At 67.2% G+C, this 17,756-nt stretch carries 15 protein-coding genes; 9 read left to right on the forward strand and 6 right to left on the reverse strand.

From position 1 onward, the window contains the following. Window positions 1–25: 25 nt before the first annotated feature. Window positions 26–1,480, reverse strand: coding sequence for a CCA tRNA nucleotidyltransferase (locus tag SCNU_RS12995; protein WP_009679840.1), 1,455 nt, complete (start codon window positions 1,478–1,480; stop codon window positions 26–28). A 104-nt stretch (window positions 1,481–1,584) separates the two neighbouring features. Between SCNU_RS12995 and SCNU_RS13000 the strand changes: the two genes are divergently transcribed. Genes SCNU_RS13000 through murJ form a run of 3 tightly spaced genes read left to right on the forward strand, consistent with a single transcriptional unit; the run spans window position 1,585 to window position 8,898 of the window. Further along, complete coding sequence (locus SCNU_RS13000; RefSeq protein ID WP_009679841.1) at window positions 1,585–2,658, forward strand: NUDIX hydrolase; 1,074 nt, start codon at window positions 1,585–1,587, stop codon at window positions 2,656–2,658. 34 nt (window positions 2,659–2,692) lie between these two features. Then, window positions 2,693–5,299 carry a DUF6049 family protein gene (locus tag SCNU_RS13005; protein ID WP_009679842.1) on the forward strand — a complete coding sequence of 869 codons (2,607 nt, stop codon included), beginning with the start codon at window positions 2,693–2,695 and terminating at the stop codon, window positions 5,297–5,299. Then, window positions 5,296–8,898, forward strand: a complete 3,603-nt coding sequence (murJ, locus tag SCNU_RS13010) for a murein biosynthesis integral membrane protein MurJ (protein ID WP_009679843.1) — start codon at window positions 5,296–5,298, stop codon at window positions 8,896–8,898. Before SCNU_RS13005 ends, murJ begins: the two co-directional genes overlap by 4 nt. Window positions 8,899–8,902: 4 nt before the next feature. On the opposite strand, the gene SCNU_RS13015 is transcribed toward murJ, so the two are convergent. Then, the gene (locus SCNU_RS13015; protein WP_040518437.1) at window positions 8,903–9,793 is read right to left on the reverse strand and encodes a sterol desaturase family protein; all 891 of its coding nucleotides are present in this window, start codon (window positions 9,791–9,793) and stop codon (window positions 8,903–8,905) included. A 119-nt stretch (window positions 9,794–9,912) separates the two neighbouring features. Here SCNU_RS13015 and SCNU_RS13020 point away from each other — a divergent pair, with 119 nt between their 5' ends. Beyond that, complete coding sequence (locus SCNU_RS13020) at window positions 9,913–10,602, forward strand: TetR/AcrR family transcriptional regulator (protein ID WP_009679845.1); 690 nt, start codon at window positions 9,913–9,915, stop codon at window positions 10,600–10,602. Here the strand turns inward: SCNU_RS13020 and SCNU_RS13025 are convergent. Beyond that, a complete protein-coding gene (locus tag SCNU_RS13025; RefSeq protein ID WP_009679846.1) occupies window positions 10,593–10,913 on the reverse strand; it encodes a hypothetical protein in 321 nt (106 codons plus the stop codon). The two genes, SCNU_RS13020 and SCNU_RS13025, sit on opposite strands and share 10 nt — an antisense overlap. A gap of 167 nt (window positions 10,914–11,080) precedes the next feature. Between SCNU_RS13025 and sigM the strand changes: the two genes are divergently transcribed. The 5 genes from sigM to SCNU_RS13050 all read left to right on the forward strand — a co-directional run bounded on the left by sigM (window position 11,081) and on the right by SCNU_RS13050 (window position 14,814). Continuing rightward, window positions 11,081–11,644, forward strand: a complete 564-nt coding sequence (sigM, locus tag SCNU_RS13030; protein WP_009679847.1) for an RNA polymerase sigma factor SigM — start codon at window positions 11,081–11,083, stop codon at window positions 11,642–11,644. Between the two features lie 108 nt (window positions 11,645–11,752). After that, entirely contained in the window at window positions 11,753–12,046 is a 294-nt protein-coding gene (locus tag SCNU_RS13035; RefSeq protein ID WP_009679848.1) for an anti-sigma factor, read from the forward strand. A gap of 125 nt (window positions 12,047–12,171) precedes the next feature. Then, window positions 12,172–13,116, forward strand: coding sequence for a thioredoxin-disulfide reductase (gene trxB, locus SCNU_RS13040; protein WP_009679849.1), 945 nt, complete (start codon window positions 12,172–12,174; stop codon window positions 13,114–13,116). Window positions 13,117–13,164: 48 nt separating this feature from the next. Further along, complete coding sequence (gene trxA / locus SCNU_RS13045; RefSeq protein ID WP_009679850.1) at window positions 13,165–13,500, forward strand: thioredoxin; 336 nt, start codon at window positions 13,165–13,167, stop codon at window positions 13,498–13,500. 162 nt (window positions 13,501–13,662) lie between these two features. Further along, window positions 13,663–14,814, forward strand: coding sequence for an N-acetylmuramoyl-L-alanine amidase (locus SCNU_RS13050; RefSeq protein ID WP_009679851.1), 1,152 nt, complete (start codon window positions 13,663–13,665; stop codon window positions 14,812–14,814). On the opposite strand, the gene SCNU_RS13055 is transcribed toward SCNU_RS13050, so the two are convergent. The 3 genes from SCNU_RS13055 to SCNU_RS13065 all read right to left on the reverse strand — a co-directional run bounded on the left by SCNU_RS13055 (window position 14,769) and on the right by SCNU_RS13065 (window position 17,686). Beyond that, window positions 14,769–15,530, reverse strand: coding sequence for a hypothetical protein (locus SCNU_RS13055; RefSeq protein WP_009679852.1), 762 nt, complete (start codon window positions 15,528–15,530; stop codon window positions 14,769–14,771). The genes SCNU_RS13050 and SCNU_RS13055 overlap by 46 nt on opposite strands. 111 nt (window positions 15,531–15,641) lie before the next feature. Next, window positions 15,642–16,745, reverse strand: coding sequence for a ParB/RepB/Spo0J family partition protein (locus SCNU_RS13060; protein ID WP_040518421.1), 1,104 nt, complete (start codon window positions 16,743–16,745; stop codon window positions 15,642–15,644). Then, complete coding sequence (locus tag SCNU_RS13065) at window positions 16,742–17,686, reverse strand: ParA family protein (RefSeq protein WP_040518423.1); 945 nt, start codon at window positions 17,684–17,686, stop codon at window positions 16,742–16,744. The genes SCNU_RS13060 and SCNU_RS13065 overlap by 4 nt, the downstream gene beginning before the upstream one ends. Between the last annotated feature and the right edge of the window lie 70 nt (window positions 17,687–17,756).

A 17,756-nucleotide genomic window follows, 5' to 3' on the forward strand; every position in this document is an offset into this window, starting at 1 on the left:
AATCTACCCTGCTCCGTCGACCCGATCAGTCGCGACCGTCGCGCTGAGCCCACCACTCCCGCAGTGCCGCCTCGGCGTCCTCTCGGCTCATCGGCCCGGAGTCGAGCCGCAGTTCCTTGAGATACCGCCACGCCTCACCGACCAGCGGTCCGGGCGGCAGTCCGAGCAGTTCCATGATGGCGTTGCCGTCGAGGTCGGGGCGCACCCGATCGAGGTCCTCGGCCTCTCGGAGCACGGCGATCCGCCGCTCGAGGTCGTCGTAGGTCTCCTGCAATCGTCGGGCACGCCGCTTGTTCCGCGTCGTGCAGTCGGCGCGCACCAGCTTGTGCAACCGGTCGAGCAGCGGTCCCGCGTCGGTCACGTATCGGCGCACCGCCGAATCCGTCCACATGCCGTCGCCGTAACCGTGGAAGCGCAAGTGGAGGAACACCAGCTGCGAGACGTCGTCGACGACGGCCTTGGGATACTTCAGGGCACGCATCCGCTTGCGGACCATCTTGGCCCCGACCACCTCGTGGTGATGGAAGCTGACGCCGCCACCGTCCTCGTGCCTGCGGGTCGCGGGCTTGCCGATGTCGTGCAGGAGGGCCGCCCAGCGCAGCACCGGGTCCGGGTCGCCGGTCTCCAGGTCGATCGCCTGCTGCAGGACCGTCAGCGAATGCTGATAGACGTCCTTGTGCTGGTGATGCTCGTCGATCGTCAGCTTCATGCCCGGGATCTCCGGAATGATCAGCTCGGCCAGGCCGGTCTCGACCAGCAGATCGACGGCCTCGAGCGGATGCTCGCCGCAGATCGTCTTGTCTAGCTCGACGCGGATCCGTTCCGCGGTGATCCGCTCGATCTGTCCGGCCATCGATCGCGTCGCCTCGAGCACCCGGTCGGACATCCGGAAACCCAGCTGTGACACGAACCGCACTCCGCGCAGCATGCGAAGCGGGTCATCGTTGAACGACGACTCCGGCGCCGCAGGCGTGTCGATGATCCCGGCCAAGAGGTCGGTCATCCCGTCGAGCGGATCGCAGAACTCCTGCCCGCCGCCGGGGAGCAGTCGTACCGCCATGGCGTTGATGCGGAAGTCCCGGCGGATCAGGTCGCCGTCCAGGGTGTCTCCGAAGGTCACGACCGGGTTCCGGCTCTGCTGGTCGTAGATGTCCGATCGGAACGTGGTGATCTCGACCGTCGCGCCGGCCTTGGCCGCACTGACGGTGCCGAAGTCGATCCCGGTGTCCCAGACCGCATCTCCCCAGCTCCTGAGGATCTCGGCGATCACCGCCGGTCGCGCGTCGGTGGTGAGGTCGAGGTCGCCTGCCAGCCTGCCGAGCACCGCGTCCCTGACCGAGCCCCCGACCAGGTACAACTCGTGTCCGCGGGCGGCGAAGCTGTCCGCGAGCGGAGTCAGCACGTCGCCCAGGGACTGCAGTGTCACGGTGGCCGAGGCCAGCAGGCGGGCACGCCGTTCGGAGCGCTCGGCGGCGCTCATCTCTCCACGTGGCGCAGGGTCGGTCATGGGATGACAGACTACCGACTCCCGACCCGCTCAACCTGTTCGGCTAACGCGCGGTTACAAGCGGCTAGCATCGGGGTGTGTCCGCTGACCCCTCGTTGCAGCGCCCGGACGTCGAACCCGACGGTCCGGCGGCTGACGCTGCGACGGGTCGGAACGGTTCGCCGGCCAAGGGCGGTGGCCAGCAGCCCGCGAGCGGTCAGTCCGCACGGGCCCGCCACAACCGGCGCGGGCGACGACGTCGAGGCCGACGGTCCGGTCGCGGCGGCGGGCAGCAGCCCGCCGACAGCAAGGCCGACGAGGCCACATCGGCGAACGGCCAGTCGAAGCCGCCCCCGAAGAACGGTTCCGGACAGCCGAAGAGCCCCTCGGGCAAGGGCGGCGGCACCAAGAACCCCGGATCACCGTCGGCGACCGATCGGCGGACCAAGCCGTCCGACCTCGCCAGCCGTGCCCGGCGCAGCAATCCGAATTCGCCCGCGTCCATGCCGCGGACCAAGCGCCGCGCAGGCCGCAAGCCCGAGGCCGAGAACGGGCCGCGGCTGCACACCGTGCGCGAGACGTCCGCGGGCGGCCTCGTGCTGTCGGACATCGACGCGCCGTTCGGTGAACTGTCGGCGGCGCTGATCGGCCGGATCGACCGACGCGGACGGATGATGTGGTCGTTACCGAAGGGGCATATCGAGACCGGTGAGACGGCTGAGCAGACCGCGATGCGGGAGGTCGCCGAGGAGACCGGCATCGAAGGCACGATCGTCGCACCGCTGGGCAAGATCGACTACTGGTTCGTCAGCGAGGGTCGACGAATCCACAAGACCGTCCATCACTATCTCCTGCGATTCACCGGCGGCGAGCTGTCGGACGCGGACTACGAGGTCAGCGCCGTCGCGTGGGTGCCGTTGACGGAACTGCCGCGACGGCTGACGTACTCTGACGAGCGACGTCTGGCGCGGATGGCCGAATCGGTGATCGCTGATCTGCAGAGCGACCCTCACCGGTTGGCGCAGTCAGAAGCCAGCTGCCTCCGCACCGAGCCGAACGACTATGAGAAAGCCGCAGCCGCACGCAATCAGCGACGCAACGAGCCGCCGCCAGCGCCGAAACCTCGTCGACGCCGGCGGCGCCCGCGTCGCACCGCCTCCGGTGAGAGCTGACGCAGGGGCGGCGCGGCGTTCATTGCACGTTCTGGTGCTGTCGGCAGTGGCGGTGCTGGTGTGGCTGACGGTCGGCGTTGCGCCGATCGCCCGTGCCGATCCGTCCTCGCCCACCGCGTACGCCACCCTCGGACTCACCGAGGTCACGCCGAGCACCGTGACGAGCTCGAGCGGTGACACGGTGACCGTGCGCGGCCGCATCGTCAACACCGCGGGGCGGTCCATCAGCGATGTGGACGTCCGGCTGCAGCGCGGCAACGCGGTCACCGAGTCCTACCAGCTGCGCAGTTCGCTGACGTCGCCGTCGGCGCAGTTCGGCGTCACGAGCTCGACCACCCGCGTGACCGGGACGCTTCGCGCGGGCAAGTCGGTCGACTTCGCGATCACGGTGCCCGTCAGCGGTGCCGGCGGACTCGGCCTCACCTCCAGCGGCGTGTACCCGCTGATGGTCGACGTCACCGGCACCCCGCACGACTCCGGGACCGTCTCCATCGCCGACTCGCGGACGCTGCTGCCGGTGCTGTCGCTGCCCGCCGACCGAGCCCGCGCCCGCGACTATGTCGACCCCGCGAGCGGTTCCCCCGGGGTGCCACTGCTCGGCCGCGACGGCTCCATCGCACCGAACACCACGAGTCCAGCGGCGTTCACCATGATCTGGCCGCTCGCCGCGTCACCGCAGGAGGCCGCCGGGGTCCTCGGCGGAGGCACCTCGAAACTACGTCTGATCAGCGACTCCCTCGGACACTCCCTGCAGCCCGACGGTCGTCTCGGCATGGCATTGCAAGCTCTGGAGAGCCTCGCCGGCGTCGACGGGACAGCAAGCGACCAGGCACCGACGACGGCCGGCGGTCCACCGAGCGACGACCCGGTGCGCGACTCCGTCTGCCTCGCGGTCGACCCCGACTTGATCTCGACCGTGAAGTCGATGGCCGACGGCTACGCGATCACCGAGGATCCGGCGGACCCCGAAGCTCCGACCCACGACGGCCAGGGAGCGGCCACGGCCGCGTCCTGGCTGCACGACCTCACGCAGGTCGCGAGCCGGATGTGCGTGACCGCGCTGCCGTACGCGCAGGCCGGCCTGGACTCGCTCCGAACCATCAACGACGCCGACCTCGCCAAACGCGCGGTGCTCAGCCCCTACGACGCCGTCGACGCCCTGCTGGGCGTCAAGACCGTCCGCGGCCTCACGGTGCCCGCGACCGGCACCCTGACCTCCGACGGCCGCGACCTGCTGACCGAGCTCGGCGTGCAGTCCGCGGCCATCGCATCCACGTCGCTCGTCCCGCTCGACGCCGACCGGGCACCCGACTCGGGCACCCCGTCGGGCCGCTATCGAAGCCAGGGCGTCCGACTGCAGTCGTACGACGTCGCGGTCAGCGCCGCCCTCGGCGGCGCGGGCCTCACGCCCGTGGTCCCGGCGATCATGCCCAACTGGCAGCAGCCGAATCTCTCGAGCGAGTCGGCGGTGAGCCGGCGGCAGACGGCCGCCGCCGCCTTGGCCTTCCCCATGCTCGACGCGCCGCCGGCCCAGCCGAACGGCGAGTCCGGGGACGCCGACCTGCCGACGACGGGGCGGTCGTCGTTCGTGATGCCGCCCACCTACTGGTCGCCCACGGTGCAGGACGCGCAGGCCTTGCGCGACACCGCGGCGCTGATGCTGTCGTCGGGGACGGCCCGCCCGGTCCCGCTCTCCACGGTGATCGACGAGATGCCCGCCGCGAACGCGACCGCCCGGCTGGAGACCCCCGGTGACATCCAGCCGGATGCCGCCGCCGGGTACCCGATCACGCAGACCGACGGCGAGACGGTCCGCCAGCGCCTCGACCGGATCGACCACCTGCAGGCCGCCCTGGTCGGGAACGCCGACACCGTCACCACGCCCGCCGAGTACATGGCTCCGCTGCGCGACGACCTGCTCCGCGCGGTGTCCAGTGCGTCGACCACCGACAACTCGGTGGCGCGCGGCCAGCGCGACGAACGGCTCACCGCCGTCGGCGCCACCCTCACCAACATGCAGCAGGGCGTCTCGCTGCTCGACCCCAGCGGCCGGTACACCCTCGCCTCCGAGCGCAGTCCGCTGCTGCTCGTGGTGCGGAACACCCTGGCGCTCCCGATCCGGGTCCGCCTCGACATCGACGCCCCGTCCTCGCTCGAGGTCGGCGACGTCGGCACCGTCGAGATCCCCGCGGCCGGCACCAGGCAGCTGCAGATTCCGACGCATGCGACCAGTTCGGAGCCCGCGACGGTGCACATCTCGCTGGTCACCTCGAGCGACGTCCCGCTGAGCACGCCCGTCGAGCTCTCGGTGTACGCGAACGCGTACGGCAAACCCCTGTTCTGGATCACCATCGGCGCGGCGGCCATCCTGATCCTGCTGACGGCGCGTCGACTGTGGCACCGTTTCCGGGGAGAGCCCGACCCGGCCGACGAGGATCGTCCGGAACCCGACGAAGACGATTTGGAGCAGGCCACGCTCAGCTATCAGTACCGGCTCGCCGCGGAACGCGCCGCCGAAGAGGTGTTCGAGAGCGACCCGGCGGGGGAGACTGGGCGCAGGGACGGCGCACCGAACGACGGCGCACCGAACAGCGACGGGCCGACCGACAGCGGAGCGAGCGACAGCGGGGAGCGTGCATGAGCAATCGTCCGAACCAGCGCACCGGTGATTCCCGCGGCGACGGACCGCTCGCCGCGAAGGCCGACCCCGAAACGGTGAAGCCCGACGACTCCGACGCGGGCATCATGCGGACCGGCGGCTCCATCGCCATCGCGACGCTGATCAGCCGCATCACCGGCTTCGTGCGGACCGTGCTCGTCCTGGCGATGCTCGGCGGTGCCGTCGCCTCCGCCTTCCAAGCCGCCTACGTGCTCCCCAGCATGATCGCCGAGGTGGTTCTCGGAGCCGTGCTGACCGCGATCGTGATCCCCGTCCTGGTCCGCGCCGAGAACGAGGACGACGACGGCGGCGCCGGCTTCATCAACCGGATCTTCACGTTGACGCTCGTCCTGCTGGGCTTCGCCAGCATCGTCGCGATCGTCGCGGCACCGCTGCTGACCATGCTGAACGTCGGCGACGGCCAGGTGAACCGCCCACTCACCACCGCGCTCGCGTACCTGCTGCTGCCGGAGATCCTGTTCTACGGCCTGTCCGCGCTCTTCATCGCCATCCTTAACATGAAAGGCCTGTTCAAACCCGGTGCGTGGGCGCCGGTCCTGAACAACGTCGTCCAGATCACCACCCTGGTCCTCTATTGGGCCATGCCCGGCGAGATGACGCTGAACCCGGTGCGGATGTCGGAGCCGAAGCTGCTGGTCCTGGGTGTCGGCACCACGCTCGGCGTGGTGATGCAGGCGGCGATCCTGCTGCCGTTCCTGCGCAAGGTCGGCGTCCACCTCAAGCTCGAGTGGGGGATCGACGCACGACTGCGGCAGTTCGGCGGCATGGCCGTCGCGATCGTCGCCTACGTGCTGGTGCTCCAGGTGGGCCTCGTCATCACCTATCGCATCGCGGCGCACGCGACGGCGTCGGGCATCTCCGTGTACGCCACCCACTGGCAGCTGCTCCAGCTGCCGTACGGCGTCCTGGGCGTCACGATCCTCACCGCGATCATGCCCCGGCTCTCGCGGAACGCGGCGGCCGACGACACCGACGCCGTCGTCGACGACATGTCGCTCGCCACCCGGCTCACCATGATCGCCCTGGTGCCGACCGTCGCCTTCATGACCTTCTTCGGTCCCGCGATCGGCGTCGCGATCTTCAACTTCGGCAAGTTCGACGCCGACACCGCCTCCCAGCTGGGTTCGGTGCTGTCGTGGGGCGCCTTCACCCTCATCCCGTATGCGATGACGCTGGTCCAGTTGCGCGTCTTCTACGCGCGCGAGGACGCCTGGACTCCGACGCTGATGGTCGTGGGGATAACCGCGGTCAAGGTCGCGTCGTCGTACCTCGGACCGGTCATCTTCGACGATCCCGAGTTGGTGATCCGGTGGCTGTCGCTCTCGAACGGCCTCGGCTACCTGGTCGGCGCGATCGTCGGTCAGATGCTCCTGCACAAGCGGCTCGGGATCACCCGCCTGTCCGACGTCACCCGCACCACGTACCAGGCGATCGGCGTCTCGGTCGCCGTCGCGCTGGCCGTCTGGTTCGTCGCCGATGTCACCGGCCTCTCCGACATGTCCACCCAGGCGGGCAAGATCGGCTCGGTCGTCTACCTCGGCTTCACCGCGATCATCGTCCTCGGCGTCACCTACCTGCTGCTCACCGCTCTCAAGATCCCCGAGATGGTGACCATCAGCAATACCGTCCTGCGGTTGGTCGGACGCTTCATTCCGGCGCTCGCACCGGCACCGGCATCGCCTGCGGCCGACAATGATTCGCGGACGATGACCATCCAGATCCCGCGGATCACATCGGACGATTCAGTCCCGTACGCTGGTCAGGTAGATGTCCGTCGCCGGTTCGACCGAGGAACCGCGACGTGGCAGGAGTACTCGGTGCTGTCGGGTGGGGCAGTCGGCGAGACCATGGTGATCCCGGTCGTGGGAGCACCCGGTCCACGGCCCCGGCCCTACGGTCCGCCACGACAGCGAGGAGTTCCGCCGATGGATCAGAAGGGCAACGACGGCAGCCGCCCGAACGGCCCGGCCGACGGTCCGTCCAGCGAGGCGACTCGCATCATGGGTCCGCCGCGCGGACCACGTCTCGTCCCCGGCGCCGCCATCGCGGGCGGTCGTTACCGACTTCTGGAGAAGGAGGGCGGCACCCGCGGCCTCGAGTTCTGGCGAGCCAAGGACACCGGTCTGGATCGCGAGGTCGGACTGACCTTCGTCGACCCCGAGCAGAAGGCTCCGCCGGTCCGGCCCGGCGACCACGACGACGACGGCCCCCGAGCGGTCCTGAACCACACCCGGCGGCTCGGTCAACTGCATTCGGCCGGTGTCGCACGAGTTCTCGACGTCGTCCGCAATGCATCCGGGGGCGTGATCGTCACGGAGTGGATCCACGGATCGTCGCTCAAGGAGGTCGCCGCCACCGCACCGTCGGCGATGGGCGCGGCCCGCGCCGTCCGTGCGCTCGCCGCCGGGGCCGAAGCCGCCCACCGCACCGGCGCCACTCTGTCGATCGACCACCCCGATCGGATTCGAGTGAGCGCGAACGGCGACGCCGTCCTGGCCTTCCCGGCTGTGCTGCCCGGGGACGACCGCGCGGGCGACGTCCGCGGACTCGGCGCGGTCCTGTACGCGCTGCTGCTGAACCGATGGCCGCTCGACGGCGCCACCGGTGCCGTCACCGCCACGGGCGCAGGCGGCGAACCGCTCGGTGGCATCGCACCGGCCGACCCCGATCCGGAGAACCCCTCGAGGCCGATCGCACCGCGACTCGTCAAACCGGAGATTCCGTTCGAGATCTCCGCGGTCGCGTCCCGGGCGCTGGAGGGCGACCGCGGTATCCGCACCGCGGCGACCGTGCAGCACGTCCTGGATCAGGCCACGGTCGTCGACTTGAAGACGGACATGATCCCGCGCGTCGAGTCCCGCGAGGCGCCGGTCTCGGTGGCGCCGTTGTCGCGTACGCGCAAGGAACGGCTGATGGGTGAGGGCGAGGCGGGCAAGCGCAACACCGCGCTTCTCGCGGGCGCCGGACTGTTCATCCTGTTCCTGATCGTCGCGGTGGTCGTCGCCGCGACCAACGTCTTCGGCGGCTCGGGCAGCAAGGACACCGACATCAACTCGATCCTGCCGAGTGAGACGACGTCGCCGGCGTCTGCGCCGCCGCCCAGTCCCTCGCCCTCACAGCCGTCGGTGAGCCTCACATCGGTGGACGTCCTGGACGTGTCGGGGCAGCCTGCCGAGTCCTCACCGAATCTGGAGAACGTGCTGACCGGCACCCCGCCGCCGTGGCGTACCGACGCCTACCGCGGCAGTGCGCGGTTCGGCGGCCTCAAGACGGGGATGGGACTGCTCTTCGCGACCGGCGGCGACCACACCGTGCGTTCGGTGACGATCACCACGTCGACCCCCGGATTCCCGGTCGAACTGCGCACCAGCGAGCAGAAGAACCCGGCGACACTCACTCAGACCACGCAGGTCGGTGGGGGCACCGTCGACTCGCGGACGACCACCCTGAAGGTTCAGAATCCTTCCGCGGCACCGTATTTCATCGTCTGGCTGACGTCGTTGCCGGTCGGCCCGAATGGCGACTACCAGGCCGTGATCTCGAAGATCAGCGTCTCCTGACGTCTCAGACCGAGACCTTCTCCTCCGCCGGCGCCCACCCGGGTGGCCCGAAAATGTAACCGAGCTTGGCGCGGATCGACGACGCGGACCGCACGTCGCGTCCGATGCTCACGTATTCGTGCGTCTGCAGCTTCCAGATGTTGTACGTCCCGACCGGCTTGGTGAGCCCGTAGTTCGGACGGGCCAGCTCCGGCTGGAAGGAGCCGAACAGCCGATCCCACACGATGAACGTTCCACCGTAGTTGCGGTCGAGGTACTCCGGATCGCTGCCGTGATGGACGCGATGATGGGACGGAGTGTTCATCACGAACTCGAACGGCCGCCACATCTTGTCGATCCGCTCCGTGTGGATCCAGAACTGATAGATCAGATTCAGCGAGTAGACCGCGAACACGACGGCGGGCGGAAAGCCGAGCAGGGGGAGCGGCGCCCACATGATGATGCCCATGCTGTTGTTCCACTTCTGCCGGAGCGCCGTGGCGAAGTTGAAGTACTCACTCGAATGATGGGCCTGGTGAGTGGCCCACACCAGGCGGACGCGGTGAGCGATCCGATGCTCCCAGTAGAAGAGGAAGTCGAGGGCGACGAACCCGATCACCCAGGTGTACCAGGCGTCGACCGGCATCTGCCACGGTGCGACGTACGCGAACAGGGCGGTGTAGCCGAAGAGCGCGGCGAACTTCCATGCAGCAGAGGTCCCGATCGAGACGACGCCCATCCAGATCGACGCTCGAGCGTCTCGGCCGTCGTAGGCACCCTTCGCCGGTCGGCCCGATCCGTTCTCATCGTGCTCCAGCTTGGACGCGGCATACGTCTCCAATGCGAGCAACAGGACGAAGAACGGGATCGCCAACACGGTCGGTTCCCGCATCGGTTCGGGAAGAAAGTCCAGCATGTCCATCCCTTCGGGCTCACGGACGAACCGTCGATGTCCGATACATTTGACATGATACTGTGTCAGATAGCGGAAGCCAAGACGACCCGGATAGACGGCACAACGTAATATCTCCGTTGATGAACAAGAACAGTGGTGGGCGTACATACGGGGGTGTCTCCGCCGCGGAGCGACAGAAGCAGCGACGATCCGCGCTGGTAGAAGCCGGTCTGGAGCTGTTCGGCACCGAGGGCTACCTCAACGTGTCGGTCAAGAAGATCTGTGACGCAGCGGGTCTGACTCAGCGGTACTTCTACGAGTCCTTCCCGGATCGGGTGAATCTCCTCGCGGCCGTCTATGAGCATTGTGTCGATATCGCCCGAAATGCATCGATCGTCGCTGCCGCAGAGGTTCTGGACCGGACCGGCGTCGGCGATTCTCCGGTTCCCGCCGAAGTCATGCCGACGCTGGCCGAGGAGGCCCTGGGCGGTTTCATCCAGTCGCTCGTCGACGATCCGCGACGAGCGCGCGTCATTCTCATCGAGGTGGTCGGCGTCGCACCCGAGATCGAGAAACTGCGACTCGGGGCCATTCACGACTGGGCGGATCTGATCGCCGGCTTCGCCAGCAGCGGGCAGCCGACGACGCCGAAGCAGAAACTGGCCGCGATCGGTCTGGTCGGCGCCATCACCCAACTACTGGTGGACTGGCAGACTGCGCTCACCGATCCGATCAGCGAGCAGGCCGGACCCGAGATGTTCGAGGTCGGCGCCGTTCACGAGGTCGTGACCGCGATGTTCGTCGCGACCTACGAGTCGCTCTACCGCTGACCGCCCAGGCGCTCGCGGATTCGCTGCGTCACATCGTCCAGGCCGCCCATCACGAACAGCCACTCCGAGCCGTCGCCCAGGGTGACGCACAGCCGTTCGCGCTTGCCGCCGGAGAAGAACTTTCCGGTGCCCGGGGCGGTGCCGACCGCTGCGACGAACGACAGCCGCACCGAGAACCGCGCTCCGGCAGCCCGTTTCGATTTCGGCTCGAAGATCACATGCGTCCTCGTCAGCTGGAGTTCACCGGGGACCGCCATCTTGCCCATCGATCGGGCGGCCTGCCATGTCGCCAGCGGGCTGTCGTCGCTCATGCGAACAGCCTAGTGTGGCGGCCTCGCATACCCGCGAGGGACCGAAAACCACACGTCAGTGTGCATAAGAAGACTTCCTCGAGTGATTCATCCACAGGCGCACCGCAACCATCCACAAAGTTAAGAAAACCCCTAAACCGACAGGGGCCGCCGCTTAGTCTCGTCGCATGACTCGGGGGATCATCGATCAGAGAACTGATGCGGAGCTGATTCGCGCGCACGTCGGGGGCGACGCCGCAGCGTTTCGTGAGCTGTACGAACGACACCGGAACCGCCTGTGGGCGATCGCGGTGCGGACCACCGGCAATCACGACGACGCCGCCGACGCCCTGCAGGATGCCTGGATCTCGATCCATCGCACGGCGCAGTCGTACCGAGCCGACGCCTCCGTCGCCAGCTGGCTCCACAAGATCGTTCTGAACTCATGCCTCGACCGACTTCGACGGGTCCGATATCACGAGACCCTGCCGCTGATCGAGTTCGAGTCGGCGCATCTCGCCGACGAGACCGATCACACCGCAGACGTCGACGTCTCGCTCTCGATCGGACGCGCGCTCGACGTCCTGCCGATCGATCAGCGAGAAGCCGTGATCCTGGTCGATCTCCACGACTACTCGGTCAAGGACGCCGCTGCGATCCTCGGGGTCGCATGCGGGACGGTGAAGAGCCGCTGTTCTCGCGGCCGCCGGAAGCTGGCGATGGTCTTGGAGTACCTCCGAGACGAGTGCTGATCGACGCGCCTCGACTCACCCGAGTTTCGTCTGCGGAACCGATTCGCCGTCGCGCGCGTCTAAGTAGTGTGGAACGCGACGACAGACGATAGGCGGCGACCTCAGATCATGGTTCCTTCAGCGAAGCACCCGACTGACTTCACTCCGCCCGAACCGCCGTTCTCGACGGAGTTGCTCGCCGACCTCCATGCCGACGCCCTCGATCCCGAGCTCGCGTCGCACGTCCGCAGTCGACTGCCCGCAGATCCCCGTGCCGAGGAGGTCCTCGACGCACTCGATCGGGTCCAGCAGGATCTGCGGGGGTTGCGGACCCCGGCCCCGCCGATGCCGGAGGCGGTGGCCGCACGATTGGACTCCGTGATCGACGGCCTGACCCGCGGCGAGGACCGTCGTCCGGAGTGAGCTGAGCCTCACCGGGTCGTGCCATCGGGAACATCGGGCCATAGGCTGTTGTTGACTGATGCGTCCGCGCGACGCCATCGAACAATGCGCCCGCGCCGTGCGGAGCCCGCGACAACGGAGGATTGATGAGCGACACCCAGAACCAGATCCACGACGTGATCATCGTCGGATCGGGACCGGCCGGCTACACGGCGGCGATCTACGCCGCCCGCGCGGAACTGTCGCCCCTCGTGTTCGAGGGCATCTCCTTCGGCGGTGCGCTGATGACGACCACCGAGGTGGAGAACTTCCCGGGGTTCCAGAAGGGCATCCAGGGTCCCGAGTTGATGGACGAGATGCGTGAACAGGCGATTCGCTTCGGCGCGGATCTCCGCATGGAAGAGGTCGATGCCCTGCGCCTCGAGGGCGAGATCAAAGAGGTGGAGGTCGGGGGAGAGATCCACCGCGCCCGCAGCGTGATCCTCGCGATGGGCGCGGCCGCCCGCTACTTGAACGTGCCCGGCGAGCAGGAACTGCTCGGGCGCGGTGTCTCCGCATGCGCGACGTGTGACGGCTTCTTCTTCCGCGACCAGAACATCGTGGTCATCGGCGGCGGCGACTCCGCGATGGAGGAGGCGACGTTCCTGACCAAGTTCGCCAAGAAGGTCACCCTGATCCACCGTCGCGAGGAGTTCCGCGCGTCGAAGATCATGCTCGAGCGTGCTCGGGACAACGACAAGATCGAGTTCATCACCAACGCGACCGTGTCCGCAGTCAAGGGCGAGAGCACCGTCACCGAGCTCGAACTCACCGACACCGTCACCGGCGAGGTCCGCACCCTCGACGCGACCGGCATGTTCGTCGCGATCGGCCACGACCCGCGCAGCGACCTCGTCAAAGGACAGGTGCAGCTCGATACCGACGGCTACGTCCAGGTCGTCGGCCGTACCACCTACACCAACATCCCCGGCGTCTTCGCCTGCGGTGATCTCGTCGACCACACCTACCGCCAGGCCATCACGGCCGCGGGCAGTGGTTGCTCGGCGGCGATCGACGCCGAGCGCTGGCTCGCCGATCAAGCCCACGCCTGACCCGACCTCACGCTGACCATCCGAGTCCGCTGACATCCAGGAGGAATCATGTCTGAGAACACCGTCGCCGTCACCGACGCCAGCTTCACCAGCGACGTCATCGAGTCGTCCGCGTCCAAGCCCGTCCTCGTCGACTTCTGGGCCACCTGGTGCGGCCCGTGCAAGATGGTCGCTCCGGTGCTCGAGGAACTCGCTCGCGACAACGGCGACAAGCTGACCGTCGCGAAGGTCGACGTCGACCAGAACCCCAACGTCGCACGCGAGTACCAGATCATGAGCATCCCGACGATGATGCTGTTCCAGGACGGCAAGCCGGTGAAGACGATCATGGGCGCCAAGCCCAAGGCCGCGCTGCTGCGCGAACTGTCCGACGTCCTCGCCTGACACATCGATGATCGGCCCACGCCCGGTTTCCCGGGGTGGGCCGATTGTCACAGAACGATCTGATCATTTGTCGCTGTCGACGCTGCCTGAGAGAATGGTGCGAGCCTCGGATCAGCTTCGCGCCGATTCGGGTGGCGGTATCACAGAGAGTGGGAAGTGCGTATGCAGGTGTTGCGTCTGGGGGACCACGGGTCTGCGGTAGCCGAGATCAGGGCCATTCTGGCCACTCGGGGACTGCTGCCCGCCGCTCCGTCGACGCCGCCCTCCACCACCCACACGCCATGGTCTCCACCCGAGGCAGTCTTCGACCAGGCCTGTGACCGGGCTGTCCGCGCCTTCCAGCAGGAGCGCGGACTGATCGTCGACGGCCTCGTCGGCTATGCCACGTACACGGCTCTCCGCGAGGCCTCCTACCGGCTGGGAGCGCGCATCCTGCTGTATCGCCTCTCCGCCCCGATGACCGGCGACGATGTCGCCACCCTTCAGTCTCGTCTGCAGAATCTGGGCTACTACCACGGACTGGTCGACGGTGTCTTCGGCGAGGGCACCCACAGTGCCGTCTGCCTGTACCAGACCGAGTACGGACTGTCGTCGGACGGCATCTGCGGCCCGTCGACACTTCGGTCGCTCGAACGGCTCGGTACTCGGGTCACCGGCGGATCGCCGCACGCAATCCGCGAGGAGGAGCACGTCCGGAAGTCGGGTCCTCAGCTGACCGGCAAGCGGATCCTGATCGATCCGGGGTCCGAGACACCGGTCGGTGAGGAGAACACGATTCTGTGGGATCTCGCTGCTCGGCTCGAAGGCCGGATGTCGGCCGCCGGCATGGAGACCTTCCTGTCGCACGACGCGAAGACTACGCCGACCGACGACGAGCGCGTCCGGGTCGCGAACCTCGCAGACGTAGACCTGATGCTGTCTCTGCGCACCGGTCACTACCCGAATGAGAAGGCCAGCGGACTGGCCACCTTCTACTTCGGCAACACCCACGGCTCGTACTCGACAATCGGTCGCAACCTGGCGGGCTACATTCAGCGGGAGATCGTCGCCCGCACAGACCTTCTCGACTGCCGGACTCACGCCAGGACCTGGAACATCCTCCGGTCGACGCGGATGCCGGTGATCGTGATCGAGGCCGGCTACATCACCAACCCCCACGATGCGGCGGATCTGGCCGACGCGACCGTGCGCGACACCATCGCCGAAGCGATCCTTGTCGCCGTCAAACGGCTCTACCTGCTCGGTGAGAACGATCGGCCGACCGGAACCTATACCTTCGCCGAATTGCTTGCGGCAGAACAGGTTACCGGCTGACCCACCGGGTCCACCAGGACCGGGGGAGCGGGGCTCTCGACCAGCTTCCGAAGCGCCCTTTCCACCTGACTCTTCCAACCGAGGCCCTCGTCGAGCTCCAATCGAAGCCGCGGCAGATACGGGTCCTCGGCGACCACTTCGAATCCGAAGTTCGTCAAGAGGTCGGTGGGCAGAATGCATCGACGGCAGACGTCGGCCGCCAATCCGCTCCCTAGCAGGAGCGTCACCAGATCCATCGCCAGCGACTCGTCGTCGCCGCTGAAGCCGAACGCCTCCACCGCACGCACCCCTCGGCGAACCAGATCGGCGACGACCGCGTCCAACACCGAGTTCGCCTCGCTCTCGAAGCCGGGCTCCATACGGATCGTCGTCAGCAGTACCGCGTCGGCTCCGACCGGGGCCGTGGGGAAGTGCTGGGCGCGCGGCACCCGCCCGGGCGGCGAGTAAAAGGCGGCGCCGACCACCCGCTCAGTCGACGATTCGACCGCGACCTGACAGCACACGCCCCACTCCAACATGAGTCCGGACAGCCAGGCCTCCTTGTCGAATTCACTCTCCGGCCCAACGGCGTCGATTCGACCGCCCGCGTCCGCTATCACCGCGTCGATCGCCGGCGATCCGCCGGCACGGTCGACCTCCCAGAAGACACAGCGTCGGGAATGCAGCGGCAACGTCTCGAAGTTCTCGAGATCGAGCGGTACCACGGACAGACCCATTACCGCTGCCTCCTCCTTGTCAGCACGTCTTCACCCGCGCCGCTTCTGCGGAAATCCGACGCTGTCACAGTGACGAATCAACTATGCATCGGATTGCACTCTGCCGACGGCCTACTTTCCGGTGTTCTCGGCGATCACGTTGACGATGCGTTCCAGATCGTCCACCGAACCGAACTCGATCGACACCCGACCCTTCTTCTTGCCCAGGCTGACCGTCACCTTGGTGTCGAGACGATCGGACAGACGGTTCGCGACATCCTGCAGACCCGGCATTTCAATCGGGCGGCGCTTCTTCTGCTCGGGCTTCTCCTCGAAGCCGTCACGATTGGCCAGTGTGACGGCCTCCTCAGTCGCCCGCACGGACAGACCTTCAGCGACGATCCGCGCCGCAAGCGCCTCCTGCGCGTCGGTCCCAGCCTCGAGCGCCAACAGCGCCCTGGCGTGGCCCGCCGACAGCACCCCCGCCGCGACCCGCCGCTGAACCGGAATCGGCAGCTTCAGCAGACGGATCATATTGGTGATCACCGGCCGGGATCGTCCCAGTCGGGTCGCCAACTCCTCGTGTGTCACCTCGAACTCTTCGAGCAGCTGTTGGTACGCCGCCGCCTCTTCAAGCGGGTTCAACTGGGCGCGGTGAATGTTCTCGAGCAGGGCATCGCGGAGCAGATCACCGTCCGGGGTCTCCCGGACGATCGCCGGAATGGTCTCGAGTCCGACGTTGGTGCCCGCACGCCACCGCCGCTCACCCATGATGAGCTGATAGTGCGCACCACCGGCACCGGGGGAGGGGAGCTCACGAACCACGATCGGTTGCATCAGGCCGAACTCACGAATCGAGTGTTCGAGCTCGAAGAGGGCCTCTTCATCGAAGACGGTGCGCGGCTGCTTCGGATTGGGCTCGATGTCGGCAGGCGAGATCTCCCGGTACACCGCACCGATCTCTTCCGATGCCGATGCAGCATCGACCGCTGCGACCTCAGTTCGTTCTGACTCCGTCGGTTCCTGTCCGGTCGTCGGTGCAAGCAGGTCGGTGGACGGCGCGCTCTTGCCGTCGGTCGACGGTTTGGCGGGACCACCACCGATGACGACGTCGGCTGCCGCCGATCCCATTCGAGTGGTGTTGACACCGTGGTCGTCGTCGGACGGCCCCGTCGGAATCAATGCCGCCAATCCTCGGCCCAGACCACCTCGGCGTTGGGTGTCGCGCTGGCTCATTCCGTGCCCTTTCCTGCAGCTCCGCGTTCGGCGAGTTCACGAGCCGCATCGAGATAGCTCATTGATCCACGTGAACCCGGGTCGTACTCGATGATCGTCATGCCGAATCCTGGTGCCTCGGAGACCTTCACACTCCGCGGAATGATGGTCGACAGCACCTTGTCCCCGAAGTGATTGCGCACTTCGGCGGCGACCTGATCGGCGAGCTTGGTGCGGCCGTCGTACATCGTCAGCAAGATCGTTGAGACGTGCAGATCGCGGTTGAGGTGCGCCTGAACCAACTCGATATTGCGAAGCAGCTGTCCGACGCCTTCGAGTGCGTAGTACTCGCACTGGATGGGGATCAGCACCTCGCGAGCAGCAACCATCGCATTGACTGTCAACAGACCGAGCGACGGAGGGCAGTCGATCAGCACGTAGTCGATCTCCAGCTCCGCCAATACCGACGGATCGAGCGCGTTGCGAAGCCGACTCTCACGGGCGACGACCGACACCAGTTCGATCTCGGCACCAGCCAAGTCGAGGGTCGACGGCACGCAGTACAGGCGGTCACTGGCCGGCGACTTCTGGATCGCATCCCGCAAGGACACGTCATCGAGAAGCATCTCGTACACCGACGCGATGCCCGGCTGGCGGTGATCGATCCCGAGAGCGGTGCTCGCGTTGCCCTGAGGATCGAGGTCGATCACCAGCACTCCGAGTCCGTGCAGCGCCAGGCCCGCGGCGAGGTTGACCGCAGATGTCGTCTTACCGACACCGCCCTTCTGATTCGCAATCGTCATGACACGCGGCTGCGGGGGGCGGGGGAGCTTGCCTGTTCCGCCGGGCGTCAGCACCTGGCTCGCGCGGGCTGCTGCTGTTGCTATCGGAGTGTCGTCGTAACTGGGGACTGGCGATGGCGGCGCAGTTTCACGTGAAACGCTGGGCTCTTGGTCGGGCACCCCTGGACTCCTTAGGTCAGTGCTTCCATTCTGCGCCCTGCGGCGAAATGACACCAATTCTTGAACCTTC

It is taken from the genome of Gordonia neofelifaecis NRRL B-59395 (genome assembly GCF_000192435.1).
Classification (GTDB): Bacteria; Actinomycetota; Actinomycetes; order Mycobacteriales; family Mycobacteriaceae; genus Gordonia; species Gordonia neofelifaecis.